The sequence below is a fragment of the Clostridium gasigenes genome (assembly GCF_900104115.1).
GTDB lineage: Bacteria > Bacillota > Clostridia > Clostridiales > Clostridiaceae > Clostridium > Clostridium gasigenes.
In genome coordinates this window covers 34006-48337 of record NZ_FNJM01000014.1, presented here as the reverse complement: position 1 = coordinate 48337, position 14332 = coordinate 34006, and the positions used below count along the sequence as shown (strand labels likewise).

The 14332-nt window shown below is 29.5% G+C and carries 15 protein-coding genes and 10 tRNA genes; 19 read left to right on the top strand and 6 right to left on the bottom strand.

The annotated features are described in order from the left end of the window. Nucleotides 1–88 precede the first annotated feature (88 nt). The 11 genes from BLS77_RS16140 to BLS77_RS16090 all read left to right on the top strand — a co-directional run bounded on the left by BLS77_RS16140 (nt 89) and on the right by BLS77_RS16090 (nt 1682). Complete coding sequence (locus BLS77_RS16140) at nt 89–670, top strand: hypothetical protein (RefSeq protein WP_089972136.1); 582 nt, start codon at nt 89–91, stop codon at nt 668–670. A gap of 131 nt (nt 671–801) precedes the next feature. Continuing rightward, nucleotides 802–876, top strand: a tRNA-Glu gene (locus tag BLS77_RS16135). Nucleotides 877–911: 35 nt separating this feature from the next. After that, nucleotides 912–986: transfer RNA gene (locus BLS77_RS16130), tRNA-Glu, on the top strand. Nucleotides 987–999: 13 nt separating this feature from the next. Next, nucleotides 1000–1075: transfer RNA gene (locus BLS77_RS16125), tRNA-Val, on the top strand. Between the two features lie 6 nt (nt 1076–1081). Beyond that, a tRNA-Asp gene (locus BLS77_RS16120) sits at nt 1082–1158 on the top strand. Nucleotides 1159–1188: 30 nt separating this feature from the next. Continuing rightward, nucleotides 1189–1264 (top strand) — tRNA-Thr (locus BLS77_RS16115). Between the two features lie 3 nt (nt 1265–1267). Next, nucleotides 1268–1342: transfer RNA gene (locus BLS77_RS16110), tRNA-Glu, on the top strand. A 14-nt stretch (nt 1343–1356) separates the two neighbouring features. Next, nucleotides 1357–1431 (top strand) — tRNA-Thr (locus BLS77_RS16105). Between the two features lie 3 nt (nt 1432–1434). Continuing rightward, nucleotides 1435–1509, top strand: a tRNA-Glu gene (locus BLS77_RS16100). A gap of 14 nt (nt 1510–1523) precedes the next feature. Next, nucleotides 1524–1599 (top strand) — tRNA-Val (locus BLS77_RS16095). A 6-nt stretch (nt 1600–1605) separates the two neighbouring features. Next, nucleotides 1606–1682 (top strand) — tRNA-Asp (locus tag BLS77_RS16090). A 269-nt stretch (nt 1683–1951) separates the two neighbouring features. Here the strand turns inward: BLS77_RS16090 and BLS77_RS16085 are convergent. Next, nucleotides 1952–2935 (bottom strand): ATP-binding protein, encoded by a 984-nt coding sequence (locus BLS77_RS16085; RefSeq protein ID WP_089972134.1) that lies wholly within the window; start codon nt 2933–2935, stop codon nt 1952–1954. Next, entirely contained in the window at nt 2928–3941 is a 1014-nt protein-coding gene (locus BLS77_RS16080; RefSeq protein ID WP_089972132.1) for a DnaD domain protein, read from the bottom strand. The genes BLS77_RS16085 and BLS77_RS16080 overlap by 8 nt, the downstream gene beginning before the upstream one ends. 197 nt (nt 3942–4138) lie before the next feature. Between BLS77_RS16080 and BLS77_RS16075 the strand changes: the two genes are divergently transcribed. After that, nucleotides 4139–5362 (top strand): M23 family metallopeptidase, encoded by a 1224-nt coding sequence (locus tag BLS77_RS16075; RefSeq protein ID WP_089972130.1) that lies wholly within the window; start codon nt 4139–4141, stop codon nt 5360–5362. Nucleotides 5363–5461: 99 nt separating this feature from the next. On the opposite strand, the gene BLS77_RS16070 is transcribed toward BLS77_RS16075, so the two are convergent. The 4 genes from BLS77_RS16070 to BLS77_RS16055 form a co-directional block, all read right to left on the bottom strand. Beyond that, nucleotides 5462–6661, bottom strand: coding sequence for a S8 family serine peptidase (locus BLS77_RS16070; RefSeq protein WP_089972127.1), 1200 nt, complete (start codon nt 6659–6661; stop codon nt 5462–5464). 86 nt (nt 6662–6747) lie between these two features. Next, nucleotides 6748–7179: a DMT family transporter gene (locus BLS77_RS16065; RefSeq protein WP_089972124.1), complete on the bottom strand. Its 432-nt coding sequence runs from the start codon at nt 7177–7179 to the stop codon at nt 6748–6750. Nucleotides 7180–7301: 122 nt separating this feature from the next. Beyond that, nucleotides 7302–7757, bottom strand: coding sequence for a dUTP diphosphatase (locus tag BLS77_RS16060; protein ID WP_089972121.1), 456 nt, complete (start codon nt 7755–7757; stop codon nt 7302–7304). A gap of 188 nt (nt 7758–7945) precedes the next feature. Beyond that, a complete protein-coding gene (locus tag BLS77_RS16055; RefSeq protein WP_089972119.1) occupies nt 7946–8482 on the bottom strand; it encodes a hypothetical protein in 537 nt (178 codons plus the stop codon). 147 nt (nt 8483–8629) lie between these two features. Between BLS77_RS16055 and BLS77_RS16050 the strand changes: the two genes are divergently transcribed. The 7 genes from BLS77_RS16050 (at nt 8630) to rlmH (ending at nt 14332) form a co-directional block, all read left to right on the top strand. Beyond that, on the top strand, nt 8630–8788 hold the full coding sequence (locus BLS77_RS16050) for a DUF1540 domain-containing protein (protein WP_089972117.1): 159 nt from the start codon (nt 8630–8632) through the stop codon (nt 8786–8788). A 254-nt stretch (nt 8789–9042) separates the two neighbouring features. Further along, on the top strand, nt 9043–10302 hold the full coding sequence (locus BLS77_RS16045; protein WP_089972115.1) for a UDP-N-acetylglucosamine 1-carboxyvinyltransferase: 1260 nt from the start codon (nt 9043–9045) through the stop codon (nt 10300–10302). Between the two features lie 173 nt (nt 10303–10475). Next, a complete protein-coding gene (locus BLS77_RS16040; RefSeq protein WP_089972113.1) occupies nt 10476–11267 on the top strand; it encodes an MBL fold metallo-hydrolase in 792 nt (263 codons plus the stop codon). 18 nt (nt 11268–11285) lie between these two features. Continuing rightward, nucleotides 11286–11453 carry a CxxH/CxxC protein gene (locus BLS77_RS16035; RefSeq protein ID WP_089972110.1) on the top strand — a complete coding sequence of 56 codons (168 nt, stop codon included), beginning with the start codon at nt 11286–11288 and terminating at the stop codon, nt 11451–11453. A 34-nt stretch (nt 11454–11487) separates the two neighbouring features. Next, nucleotides 11488–11985, top strand: coding sequence for an SEC-C metal-binding domain-containing protein (locus BLS77_RS16030; protein ID WP_089972108.1), 498 nt, complete (start codon nt 11488–11490; stop codon nt 11983–11985). Between the two features lie 230 nt (nt 11986–12215). Continuing rightward, nucleotides 12216–13754 (top strand): Hsp20 family protein, encoded by a 1539-nt coding sequence (locus tag BLS77_RS20600; protein WP_089972106.1) that lies wholly within the window; start codon nt 12216–12218, stop codon nt 13752–13754. Nucleotides 13755–13852: 98 nt separating this feature from the next. Then, the gene (rlmH, locus tag BLS77_RS16020; protein WP_089972104.1) at nt 13853–14332 is read left to right on the top strand and encodes a 23S rRNA (pseudouridine(1915)-N(3))-methyltransferase RlmH; all 480 of its coding nucleotides are present in this window, start codon (nt 13853–13855) and stop codon (nt 14330–14332) included.

The following is a 14332-nucleotide window of genomic DNA, read 5'->3' as shown; positions in this document are numbered from 1 at the left end:
ATTGATATTTTTTTAGATACCCTAAATAAATTCTAACATAGTAATATAAGTTATAAAACTAAGGAATACTATTTTTGAGGTGATAATTTTGAAAGTTAAAGTAATTAATGAAAATAATAGTGATTATAATAAAGAATTTAAAGTTAAAAGGATGAATTATGATCAAACTGTAGTAATTTATCCTAATAGAGAAGGTATGGAGCTATTTTTAAATGAAGATGTTGAATTTATTACAGAATCTGAATTAGATGAATTTCTAGTTAAAAATAGAGACTTTTTAAAAATAAGATTAAATAGGGGCATATCAATATCGCTTTATAAAATGTTATTAGAGACTATAGAAGGACAATTAAAAGGTGAGTTTAAATCATTAAATTTATTAAGAGATAAATATTCCGTAAATAAAAGAGGCATTTGGGATAAAGAAATTATATGTGTGATAAATAATAATATCCCAATTAAGATTACTGCAAATGGGCAAAATTTTAAAAAAATTGGATATAATATAAATTTAGAAGAAATAAAAATAGAAGAATTTTCGGATTTATGTAGATTTGAAATAAAAAAAATACAAAAAAATATAAAAGATAAAGAGGGTGCATTATCTAGGTATGGGGAGGCGTTAGAGTGCATAAAGCCAGGGGTTAGGGGTGATAAGTTATTAAGCTGAAATATAAAAAAAAGAGAAAAAATACACGAATAAATAATAAATAATTAAAAAAGTGTTGACACTATTTATTATTTTAGGTATTATAGTTTATGTGCTCAGTGCTAACAAGCAAAGAGAAAAAAACAAAACATGGCTCCTTGGTCAAGCGGTTAAGACACCACCCTTTCACGGTGGTATCAGGGGTTCGATTCCCCTAGGAGTCACCATTTTAAATTTTAATGTCGTTTAATAAACCTAATATGGCTCCTTGGTCAAGCGGTTAAGACACCACCCTTTCACGGTGGTATCAGGGGTTCGATTCCCCTAGGAGTCACCATTTTAAATATTGCGGGAGCATAGCTCAGCTGGGAGAGCATCTGCCTTACAAGCAGAGGGTCACAGGTTCGAGCCCTGTTGTTCCCACCACAATGCGGCTTAGTAGCTCAGTTGGTTAGAGTACCGGCCTGTCACGCCGGGGGTCGAGGGTTCGAGTCCCTTCTGAGTCGCCAATTTAAATTTTAAACAATAATTACCATTATGCTTTGATAGCTCATCTGGTAGAGCAGCTGACTTGTAATCAGCAGGTGGCAGGTTCGATTCCTGTTCAAAGCTCCATATGGCTCCTTGGTCAAGCGGTTAAGACACCACCCTTTCACGGTGGTATCAGGGGTTCGATTCCCCTAGGAGTCACCATTTTAAATATTGCGGGAGCATAGCTCAGCTGGGAGAGCAGCTGACTTGTAATCAGCAGGTGGCAGGTTCGATTCCTGTTCAAAGCTCCATATGGCTCCTTGGTCAAGCGGTTAAGACACCACCCTTTCACGGTGGTATCAGGGGTTCGATTCCCCTAGGAGTCACCATTTTTCAATATTGCGGGAGCATAGCTCAGCTGGGAGAGCATCTGCCTTACAAGCAGAGGGTCACAGGTTCGAGCCCTGTTGTTCCCACCATAATGTGGCTTAGTAGCTCAGTTGGTTAGAGTACCGGCCTGTCACGCCGGGGGTCGAGGGTTCGAGTCCCTTCTGAGTCGCCAATTTCATATATGGTACATAGGATAGATTAATGATATAGTAGCTAATTTATAATTAGTAAATTGTAGATTTAAGTCTTATTACTAGATCCATATATATAAAACACCTTAGATTTATCTAAGGTGTTTTTCGTTATATAGTTATAAGAAAATAAGGAATTGATTAAGGCATCTTCCAAAAACAGGCTAGCATAGTGGCTTGTTGTTTTTGAAAAATGCCTTAATTCAAATCAATTCTTTATTTATTTGAATGTCCTTTAGAAGATAATATATTATTTTCTTTTAAGATTAATTTGTATTCTTATATCATCAGCATAAAATTTACATAACTTAAAGTTTCCAACTAACCTAGAATAGATTCTTTCACTATAAAGTTTACTTATCATAGGAAGACTTAAATTGGTTGATATAAGCATTTTTTTCTTTTTAAGAATCTTCTTATTTATTAGTGTAAATAGTTCTGTTGCAGAGAATTCAGTTATTTGTTCTGCACCTAAATCATCAATAATTAGTAAATCACAGTTAATAATTAATTCCTCAAGGGCAGAATTATTATTAAAACGTATGTCTCTTAATCCTTTTATAAGCTCATCAGAAGTTTTATAAACAACTAAAAAACCTGCATCTAGTAAATCTTTAGAAATACACCAAGATAAAAATGTTTTTCCAGTACCAGAGTTTCCATAGAATAATAAATTATTATCGTGATTATTAAAATTTGGAATATAATTACCCTTTACTGTTTCTAAAATATTTTCCATATTTCTTCTAGGTGAATATTTATCATCTGCTATTTTATGACTTGAATAAAGATTTATATCAAAGTTATTAAAATTATTATCCTTAACAGCGTCTTCTAAATCAGAATCTTTGTAATATAGTTTTATTAATTTATTTTTATAACAAGAACACTTAGAATTACCTGTACCTATAAAGCCATTATCTTTACATTTATGGCAGTGATAATATAGATTCAGATATTCTTGAGAATAGCCCTTAGATACTAGCAATTCATATTTTCTAGCTCTAAGATTAGTGATAGTATCTCTAAGGTTATTAAGATCAGTTTCTGTTAAAGTGCCTTTTAAAATACTTAGGGAAAGATTTAAACAAAATTTTTGTATCTTAGTATCTAATTCAATTATTTCAGGATGTTTCTTTGAGATTTCATCTCTTCTTTTCTTTAAGTTTTGTTGCTCTGTAGTTCTAAGCTTTTCATATATATTTGATAATTCTTTCTGGTATCCTTTAATCATCGCTATCCCATCCTAACAGTTTTTTCTCAATAGAATCATAATCATAGTCTCTTGCCTCAAAGTTATTGAATCTTAGAGGTGGTTTAGTATTTCCTGTGTTTGCAGCGTTATTAGAATTACTAAAGTTTTTCTTAGCTGATGCATTTTTAAAGGCAACCTCTTTATTTTCAATAGATTCAATAGTATTTAATTTATCTTTATTCCAACTTGATAAAATACCATCAATATATTTAAAATCAGCTCTATTTAACCTTTGGAAACAAATATTACAAGCTTTCTCAATAATTTCTATTGAGAAATTATAAGTTACAAGCCATTTTTCTAACATTTCCTCTTGAGGTTTCATAAGCTCCATATTTTTAATTCCCAAATAATTAAGTATTTGTTTGATTTTTACCCATTTATCTTCAGTTTGCCTAATATAGTTTTGAGCTTGCTCTATATTTGTTATTTTCATAGTGTGCCATGCCATAGCAACTTTTTCTATATATCTATAATCACTTTTTCCTTTAGATACACAATACTCTATTAAAATAAGTATAAGTTCTGAAGAAAAGTTGAAATCTTTTTGCCAACTAAGATAAGTTGTCATTTCCTTAGGGGATAGAGGTTTAGCTAAAATACCTTCTATATCTCTTAACATTCCTTTAGTACTATCCTCGTTTAAGGCATCTAATAGATTTATCTCTTTAGAGCTGTTAACAGGATCATTACTTAAATCACAGAATTCAATATTAAAGTTACCCATTTTATCGATGGGAACAAGTTTTAAAACTCCTTCATCATTCCAGTGATTAAGGGCATTTATAATATCAGATTCTAATAAATTTAAAGAAGATGCCATTATAGAAGCACTGACACCTATTTCTCCAGAGATATTATATTTAAGCATTAATAAATAGACTTTAATAAATTCACCACGAGCCTTTGGCATATATCTCTCAATAAATATATTACTTACTGGAGTAAAATTTAAAGGCTTTGTCTTAAGCATAAATGTGCTCATAATTTTTCGCTACCTTTCTTAAGTAATATTAAAATAGGGACTAATGTATTTATTATAACATTACTAACAATTATTTAAGTTAAGTTAATTATAGCAAAGCAAAGTATAACCCTCAACATAACAATTGAATTATAAAAAGAATATTATAGGAAGAATAGGGAAAAGTAGTAGATGTGCTGTAAAATAATTGTTTAAAAATGAAAGGAGAAAACATGGTTTCTAAAAAGGATATAGTTAGTGCCTCGATACAGTTGGCATTATCAATATTATTACCCCTATTAATAATTATAGTGGTAGATGGTAAGTTTAATAATTTAGAGGCATATATAGACGGAAAAATAATAGGCTATGTAGAAAGCCGAGGAGAAACGGTGAAGGTTTATAATGAATTAATTACAACAATAGGCACAGAATATAAAAATGTGGACATAGAAAAAAATAAGGTTGAATTCAAAAAAATAAAGGATGATACTATATTACTAAGTAATAAGCAAGAAATAGAAAAAGGTATATTAGGATCTATTAACGGTAAAGCGCGTGCGTTTGAATTAAAGATATCAGGAAAGAATTTTGGATATATAAATTCAGATAAAAATGTCAATGACGTATTAAAGCTAGTAACGGATAAATATATAGAATCATTAGATATAGTAAAAGAGGATTTAATATCAGTAGATATTGAATGTAAAATAGATGTAGAAGAAACAACAATAAATATTGCAGATGTAAAAACACAAGATGAAATTTCAAATGAAATATATAAGACTTCTATAAATGAAGATGGGTTATTAAATATAGATATTAAAGTAAAAGAAATTGTAGAAGAAGAAATTCTAGCAGATACTATAACAGTTAATGATGATACTATGTACTTAGGGCAAATAGAAGAAAAAACTGGGAAAAGTGGTAAAAAGATAGTTTCTAAAGAAGTAGTATATAGTAATGGTGAAGTTAGTTATAGCAATGTGTTAAAAGAGGAAGTTTTAGCTTCTGCACAAAATACAGTTGTGCATAGAGGAAGTAAAAATCCTTATGATGATGGTATAGCATTTTTAAGTAGACCAACAAGGGGGGGATTCACTACATCGGATTATGGTGCTAGATGGGAGTCATTCCATAAGGGAATAGATATAGCAGGTAATGTAGGTGATGATGTTATGGCAGCTATTGATGGAGAAGTTACATATGCACAGTATAACGATGGTGGATATGGTAATTTAATAATGATAAAACACGCTGATGAAATGGTTACATATTATGCTCATTTAAGTAATATTCATGTTTCGGTTGGGGATAAAGTAGAAAAAGGTAATGTAATAGGGCTGGTAGGAAATACTGGATTTAGCACGGGGCCTCATTTGCATTTTGAACTTAGAGTTGGTGGAAAAGCAGTTAACCCATCAGAATATTTAATGGGATAAAGAAGCTGAAAAAAATTATAATAGTAACCTATTAATTTTTAGAAGATAATTAAATTATATAAAAAAAGGTGACATTATATAAAATAATGCACCTTTTTTTTATTTTTTTGAGAGTATCTTATTTATATCTACCTTTCCATCCCCTTGAAAACTTCGGGGAATATCTAATTCTTCACAAGAAACCTTGAGAAGAGAAACAATATCTTTAAAAGTTAAAGTGGGGTTATTTTCAAATAATAGAGCGCATAAGCCAGATATATAAGCAGCAGCTATAGAAGTCCCACTAAAAGTTTTATAGGATGTTTCTAACTTGTGAGGATATAGTTTTATTCCATTTTTTTCAGAAATATAACTTATATTACTGTTAAGAGAAACGATATCTACACAAGCTGCACATAAATCAGGCTTAGAGCCTTTTTTAGATAGTCCAGAAGATGAATAGGCATATGGTTTTAGTGATGAACTAGTATCTAAACCAGATACAGTTATGCAGTTTGTACACAATGCAATACCTGTTAGGGAACCTTCCACATTTTTATTGCTACCGCTAGGAAGAACAGGAACTATTCCTTTAATGGTGAATTGTTCCAATATACTATTAAAACAAGATATTATAAAAGGATTATAGTGAAGTAATTCAAATGGCAAACAAAGAACTTTTATATTATATTTTTCACTATCTAATAGAATTAATTCTAAAGCATATAATATATCAGATACAAAACCTTTTCCAAGCTTATCAAAGGCTTTGTAACAATGAAGTGTACTTTGTGGAGCAACGCCGCAATACATTTTATTAGAACGTTCACCGCTACCGGCTATTATGCCACAAGTACAAGTTCCGTGACCATTGTCATCATAAGGATAATTAAGCCCATCTATTAAATCTATAAAGGATCCAATTTTATTATAAGGAGTCAAGAGATCAGTATGAGGATAAACTCCACTATCGATAACACCTATACCAATTCCTTTGCCTGTTATGTTAGATTTATCAGATAATCTCACCTTGTTTGCAGTTGGAATGCTCATTCCACACAAGAAGAAATATTCATCAAAACAAATATATTCTACTTCTGGGTATTCTAAAAGACGTTCTATTCCTTTAGAATTTAAACGGGCAGAGATTAAATTGTAGCCTTTTATACAATGTAAAACTTCACCTTTATAAGTAGGTATCTTTTTAACTATATTTTCTTGAAAGTTTTTACACTTAATAATCACTCGATAGTTTTTAGTGGATTTAGATGCCATACAGTTTTTAAGATTAAGTTCTAGCTTACTTTTAAATGAGAACATATAAAACTCCTAAAATTAGTCACATTATATAGTATATTAAAATGTTCAATTTTGTTAATGATAAAATAAAAACAATTTTTTGATAATTAACATTTCCATTTAAAGATGAGAATTCCTATTATCATAATTGCAACACCAATAAATTCCTTAGGGTTAAAAGGAATTCTTTTGCTTCCAAAAAGACCCAACGCATCAATAGTAGCAGCGGCAAGTAATTGAGCTACTAAGATAATAGATATACCACAAGTTGCACCAAGAGAACCAATGCTCTTCATTACAGTAAATATAATTATTACTCCGAGTACACCGCCTAAAAGATAAAGTTTGTTAGCTTCTTTAATATTTTTAAAGTTACCCCGTCCAAAGAACATTAAAATAATTAAAGTAAGTGCTAATCCACTAGCTTGAACAAACACATTAGTCTCCCAAGTACCTATTTTTTCCCCAAGCCGGGTATTAAAAACACCTTGTAAACTCATAGAAATACCAGAAATTATTGCAGATATAATTGCCATCATTTTAATTCACCTCAAAGTTAGTATTCCACTTTAAGTATTGAATATGCTTAAGAATTTTTGACTGGTCATTCAGTTTACTATTCCTAAAAAAAAAACCTTCTAAATAAATAGAAGGTTTAAAATTATCTTAAGATAAATGATTCTGTAATTTTATTTTCAGAATAACCTAAGGTAATTCCAAGACTGATAAAATCTTCTAAAATTGTTAAGTAATGATCTTTAGAAGATGAAGTTATCAAATCATTTATGTCTATATATAGATTTAAAAATTGGTCGCTTAAACAATAATCATTAGGTAAAGCTTTAATTTCAGTAATATCTGTATAATTACAATCTAAACCTAATATTAATATTTGACCTAAAAAGTCTAAGTAGTTGTTTAAAATAATCTCTTTGTCAATTTCAGAGTTGCAGTGTAACCAATATGTATGACATTTAGTTTGATCTGCAAGAGAACTAAGTTTAATATATAGTTCAAGATGCTTTCTAGCTGAAAGTTTATATTGGTTTAAATTCTTATCAATAGTAATTTTTTTGTTGTTTTCTCTTTGTGCTTCAAAAAGAGATATAATATTCATAAGTATCCCCCTATTCTTAAGGATTAATCTATTATAGTTTACAAAAATTTTTGAAGAAAGAAAAGAGCAGTAAACGAATACAAAAAAATAAATTTTTAATATTTAAAAAAAATGGAAAATAAAAGTGCCTATACAATTAGTATTTAGCACTTTTTAAAAAAATATTACATATTTTTTATAGTTATAAATTAAAACTTTTCTTTTAATTTATAACTTTTAATTAAAGTTTCTTTTTTATTATTAGAAATCTTCCAAAGTTCTATTCTATTTACATATAAAGTATTAAATGTAGATGAGAAATTATCATCATCTGACTTTTTAAAATCTTTAGCAACATAGTTAAGGTTTGCTAAAGCTATGTGCATATTTAAGTCGTTATTATTATAATTTCTTATATTAAAGCCATGTAACTTTAAAGTATCATTCATTAACCTATTAAGTCTTTTTATATATCCTATATCTTCTATTTTTATATTCAGAGTTTTATTAACTTCTGAAATACAAGCTATATTAGATACTTCAACTGTAAAGATTTTATAAGGTTTAAGAATTTTCTCTACAACTAAATCTAATTTATCAAGATTAGGGTTTTCTAATGCTTCTATAGGTATATAAGGTATAGGTGAATTTCTATTAGCTCTATATTTTTTAGAAAGATTTCTTTGAATAGGATTTAAATTTTTGTAAGATTCATCATCAAACAATGCCACTAAGTAATATCTCATAGATTTAACCTCTCAAGTTAAATTTGTTTATAGTTTAATCTATAAACTATATATAAATTATAACATAGTGATATAAAAAGCGTTAGAATAATTTTAAGCAAATAGAACATAATAAATATATCTTAGTAAAGAAAGGTGTGATTACAAATGGAAAAAAATAATTGTATTAAATGTGATATAAACCAATGCAAATATCACTATAAAGCTGAAGACTATTGTTCATTAGAACAAATACAAGTAGGAACACATGAAAAAAATCCTACAGTGGTAGAATGTACAGATTGTAAATCTTTCGTGTTAGACTAATATAATCAAAAAAATTACAAAAAAAAACAATAAAAGCTATGATGATTTTTCATCATAGCTTTTATTATTAACTAAATGAGAATTTTGGAAGAAAAAGTGTATATAAATAAGTTTGATTTATGTTATAATAGATAAAGTAGATTTATTAATTATGTAAGTTAATAAAATAAAGATACTTTTTATAAGAAAAAATGGATAACAGTTAGAAGAATAGGAAAGATTAATATATATAAAGTATGATAAGGGTGAAGCGGATGGAAAGATTAGTTATAAATGGAGGAAAAGTTCTAAAAGGATCGGTAAATATAACTGGTGCTAAAAATGCAGCAGTGGCTATTTTACCAGCGGCTATAATAGCAAGCGAGGGCAAATGTATAATAGACAATATACCAGACATAGAAGATGTACATTGTTTAGAAAGAATACTTTTAAGTTTAGGGTGTATTGTTAAAAAAATAGACAATAATACTCTAGAAATTGATGCTACAAATGTAAATAATTTAGACGCATGTACCGAAGATGTAAGAAGGATGAGAGCGTCTTACTATTTTATTGGAGCATTATTAACTAGATTTAAAAAAGCAAGAGTTGAACTTCCAGGGGGATGCCCTATAGGAGTGAGACCAATAGATCAACATATAAAAGGATTTGAAGCATTAGGTGCAGAAGTTGTAATAGAACATGGAGCAGTTATAATTAATGCGAAAGAACTTAAAGCGGCTAATATATTCTTTGATGTTGTTTCAGTAGGAGCTACAATAAACGTAATGATAGCAGCTACTTTAGCAGAAGGAACTACTGTACTTGAAAATGTAGCGAAAGAACCTCATGTTGTAGATGTGGCTAACTTCTTAAATACTATGGGTGCTGATGTAAAAGGTGCTGGAACAGATATAATAAGAGTTAGAGGCGTAGAAAAATTAACAGGATGTAACTATAGTGTTATACCAGATCAAATTGAAGCTGGAACATTTATGATAGCAGCAGTGGCAACAAGAGGCGATGTAACTATTTCAAATGTAATACCAAAGCATTTAGAATCAATAAGTGCGAAACTTATTGAAATGGGAGCTACGGTAGAAGAAGGCGATGATAGTGTAAGAGTAACAGTTGAAGGGGAACTTAAGGGTGTTAACGTTAAAACAGCACCATATCCAGGTTTTCCAACAGATGTACAACAACCTATGGCAGCACTTTTAAGTATTGTCCCAGGAAAGAGCTTAATTTCAGAAAGTATATGGGAAAACAGACATAAGCACGCAGATGAACTTAATAAAATGGGTGCAAATATTAAAGTTGAAGGTAGAACGGCCATAATAGAAGGCTGTGAATCATTAGTTGGAGCTTTAGTTACAGCTACTGATTTAAGAGCTGGAGCAGCTATGGTTATAGCTGGGTTAATGGCTAAAGGAAAGACTGAAATAGTTGAAATAGAGCATATTGACAGAGGATACCCACATATAGAAGATAAGTTTAGAGAATTAGGTGCAGATATAAGAAGAGAAGTTAGATAAGGGAGCTAGAAGAAAATAACAAATCAAAGATTTATAGGATATTTTGTGCTAGGTTAAGAACAATAAATAACAGATAGTAAGTCTATGTGTTCTTATTGTAATGCGGCATAGTGCAAGATAGACCAAAATCTGACTAGTTATTTTTTAAAGAGCCCTATACGGGGGTAAAATAAATGAAATTTTGCTCGTTATATAGTGGAAGTAGTGGAAATAGTATTTTTATTGCTTCTGAAAAGGCTAAAATATTAATAGATGCAGGGTTACCAGGAAAAAAAATAGATGAAGCGCTAAGAAGTATAGAGCAAAATTCAGATAGTATAGATGGAATCTTTATAACTCATGAGCATTCAGATCATATAAAAGGCGTAGGCGTATTATCAAGGAAGTATGATATTCCTATATATGCAAACGCTAATACCTGGGCAGCTATGGAATCTAATATAGGTAAAATAAAAGAACATAACATAAAAATAATGGATAGAAGATCTACTCTTCAAATAAAAGATTTAGAAATAAAATCTTTTAATATACCTCATGATGCAGTTGCAGCAGTTGGATATACAGTTCATTCAAATGGTAAACAAGCTAGCGTGACTACAGATTTTGGAGTATATACTGAAGAAATAAGAGATAATATAAAAGACTCACAAGTATTGTTACTTGAGAGCAATCATGATGTTAACATGTTAAAGTATGGACCATATCCTTATAACTTAAAAAGAAGAATTTTAAGCGAAGTAGGACATTTATCTAATGAAGATTGTGGAAAAGTAATTGTTGATATACTTAAATATGGTATTGGAAAAAGAGTGTTATTAGGCCATTTAAGTGGAACTAATAATAATCCTGATTTAGCATATCAAACAGTACTAAGTGTTCTACAAGAAAATAGTATAGAACAAAATAAAGATATCTACTTAGCTATGGCAAGTAGACATAACCCAAGTAACATAATAGAATTTTAGTTAATGAAGGTGGTTTATATGAGTAATAATAAAATTATTTATTCTTGTTTAGAGCATGTAGAAGAGGCTATGGATGATATCGTTAATCTGCAAGAGACATTTCCGATAATGGAAACGTGTATTAATGAAAAATGTAACTATTGTAATAACACTTCGGATTATGAACTAAAAGTAAATAGTAAATAATTTAAATAAAAAAGCAAGAAGAGGAGAAAATAGTATGAGTTTATATAAGCAATGGACAGAAATGGTAACTGAATATGTTAAAGTTAAAGGGGAAGAAGCTTTTTGGGAAGAATACATGCAAGTAGAAACAGCTATATATAAAGATATATTAGCTAATCATAGTGGTTCAATGAAATTAGTAATTTCAGAAGCTGCAAAAAAATACAATACAACTGAAGAGTTTGTTATGGGATTCACAGATGGAATCAATGATAGCTTAAACAAATCATATGATTTAGAAACTATAAAGAACACAGAAGAATTAGTTTTAGACATTAATCTAGAAAAATTATATTATAATATGTTAGATGCTAAGGCTGAGTATTTATATACACTTCCACAATGGGAAGCTATATTCTCAGACGAAAAGAGAAAAGAAATTAAAAAACAATATAATGGATCTGTAATTGTAAGAAATGAAAATAAAATAGGTAGAAATGACCCTTGTACTTGCGGAAGCGGTAAGAAGTATAAGAAGTGTTGTGGTAAATAATAATAAACTATCGAATAGTTTATAGAGCTCTGCATATGCAGAGCTCTATTTTTATATAATTAATTATAATAAAGAGAAGGAATCTTAAAAAAATAACAAGCTAATATGCATCGCGCAATGACTTGTTATTTTTGAAAATGACTTATGTTTAGTAAAGAAGACCTTTTGTGTCAAAAACCATTTAATAGAATAGGTATATAGTGTATAGAAATTTAAATTAGGAGAAAGATATGGCTGGGATGTTTCCCTTTATAATTAATAATATGTTAGGCGGTATGCTTAACGGTCAAGGAAATAATAATATAGTAAGTATGTTAGGAGGAATGTTAGGTAATCAGGGTAATAATAATATGGGTGGAAATAGCCAAGGAAATGGTAATAATATAATGAATATGATAAGTGGGATGATGGGGAATCAAGGGAATAATAATATGGGTGGAATGGCTAATAGCCAAGGAAGTAGTAATAATATAATGAATATGATAAGTGGAATGATGGGGAGTCAAGGAAATAATAATATGAGTGGAATGGCTAATAGCCAAGGAAGTAGTAATAATATAATGAATATGATAAGTGGAATGATGGGGAATCAAGGTAATAATAATATGGGTGGAATGGGTAATAGCCAAGGAAGTAGTAATAATATAATGAATATGATAAGTGGAATGATGGGGAGTCAAGGAAATAATAATATGAGTGGAATGGCTAATAGCCAAGGAAGTAGTAATAATATAATGAATATGATAAGTGGAATGATGGGGAGTCAAGGAAATAATAATATGAGTGGAATGGCTAACAACCAGGGCAATAACAATAACAATAATATAATGAGTATGTTAAGCGGAATGATGGGGAGTCAAGGAAATAATAATATGGGTGGAATGGCTAATAAACAAGGGAATAATAATAATATAATGAATATGATAAGCGGAATGATGGGTAGTCAAGGAAATAATAATATGAGTGGAATGGCTAACAACCAGGGAAATAATAATAACATGATGAATATGTTAAGCGGCATGATGGGCAGTCAAGGAAATAATAATATGGGTGGTGGGGCTAACAAACAGAGAAATAATAATATTGGAACTATGACTAATAATCAGGGAACTAATAATAATATAATGAATATGATAAACGGGATAATGGGTAATCAAGAAAATAATATAAGTAGTAATAATAAAAAAAATAGAGCTGTAAGTAAAGGTAATATGAAGAGTAGGCATGAAAAAAATAATAAAACTAGTCATGGATCTAATGATAGTAATAATGGCTTTGCTAATGAGTTTAATGAATTATTCAATCAAACATTTTCGGCTGTAATTAATAATCAGGATATTATAGAAAATATAGTAGATACTGTTTTAAATAGTGATTTAGTAGGTGGTATGATTGAAGAAATTGAGAAAATAGATGGTATGAATATAGAGTTAAAGGCTTATGAGGATAGATATTTAATTGAAGGAAAGCTACCTGGAGTAAATAAAAAGGATATAGATTTGGATTATGAGGAAGAAACATTAACTGTAAAAGTAAAGAATAATCAATTTTTTACAAATGGGAAAAATAAAATGGTAGCAATAATACAACCCAATTCCGATATTGAAAAGAAGTTTATAATTAATGATGTTGACATAAATAGAATTTCAGCAGTATTTAAATCGGATATATTAAGTATATATTTACCTAAGAATAAAAAAGAAGTTGATATAACGCCTGTAATAGATGTTGATAATTATATATCGGGCGAAGAAAATATGATAATATAATATTAGGGATATTCAAAAAAATAACAATCCAATAGACATGTAGCTTGGATTGTTATTCTTTTGAATGTCCATTAGTAACAACAACGGAGGAAAAGGATATGAATATAACGGTAATTACAGTTGGAAAGCTTAAGGAGCGGTACTTAAAAGAAGCAATAGATGAATACTCAAAAAGATTAAGCAGATATTGTAAATTAGATATAATAGAATTATCAGATGAAAAAACACCAGATAATGCTTCTGAAAAGGAAGAAATTCAGATAAAAGAAAAAGAAGGCCAGCTTATACTATCAAAAGTGAGAGAAAACGCCTATGTGGTAGCTATGGATTTAAACGGGAAACATATAACTTCAGAAGAATTTTCGGGGTTCATACAAAATTGCGGAGTAATGGGTAACTCGAATATAACCTTTATAATAGGGGGAAGCCTAGGGCTATCACAATATGTAATAAAAAGAGCAAACTATAAACTATGCTTTTCAAAAATGACATTTCCGCATCAGTTATTTAGAGTAATGTTATTAGAACAAGTATATAGAGCATTTAGAATAATGAAAAATGAACCGTACCATAAGTAA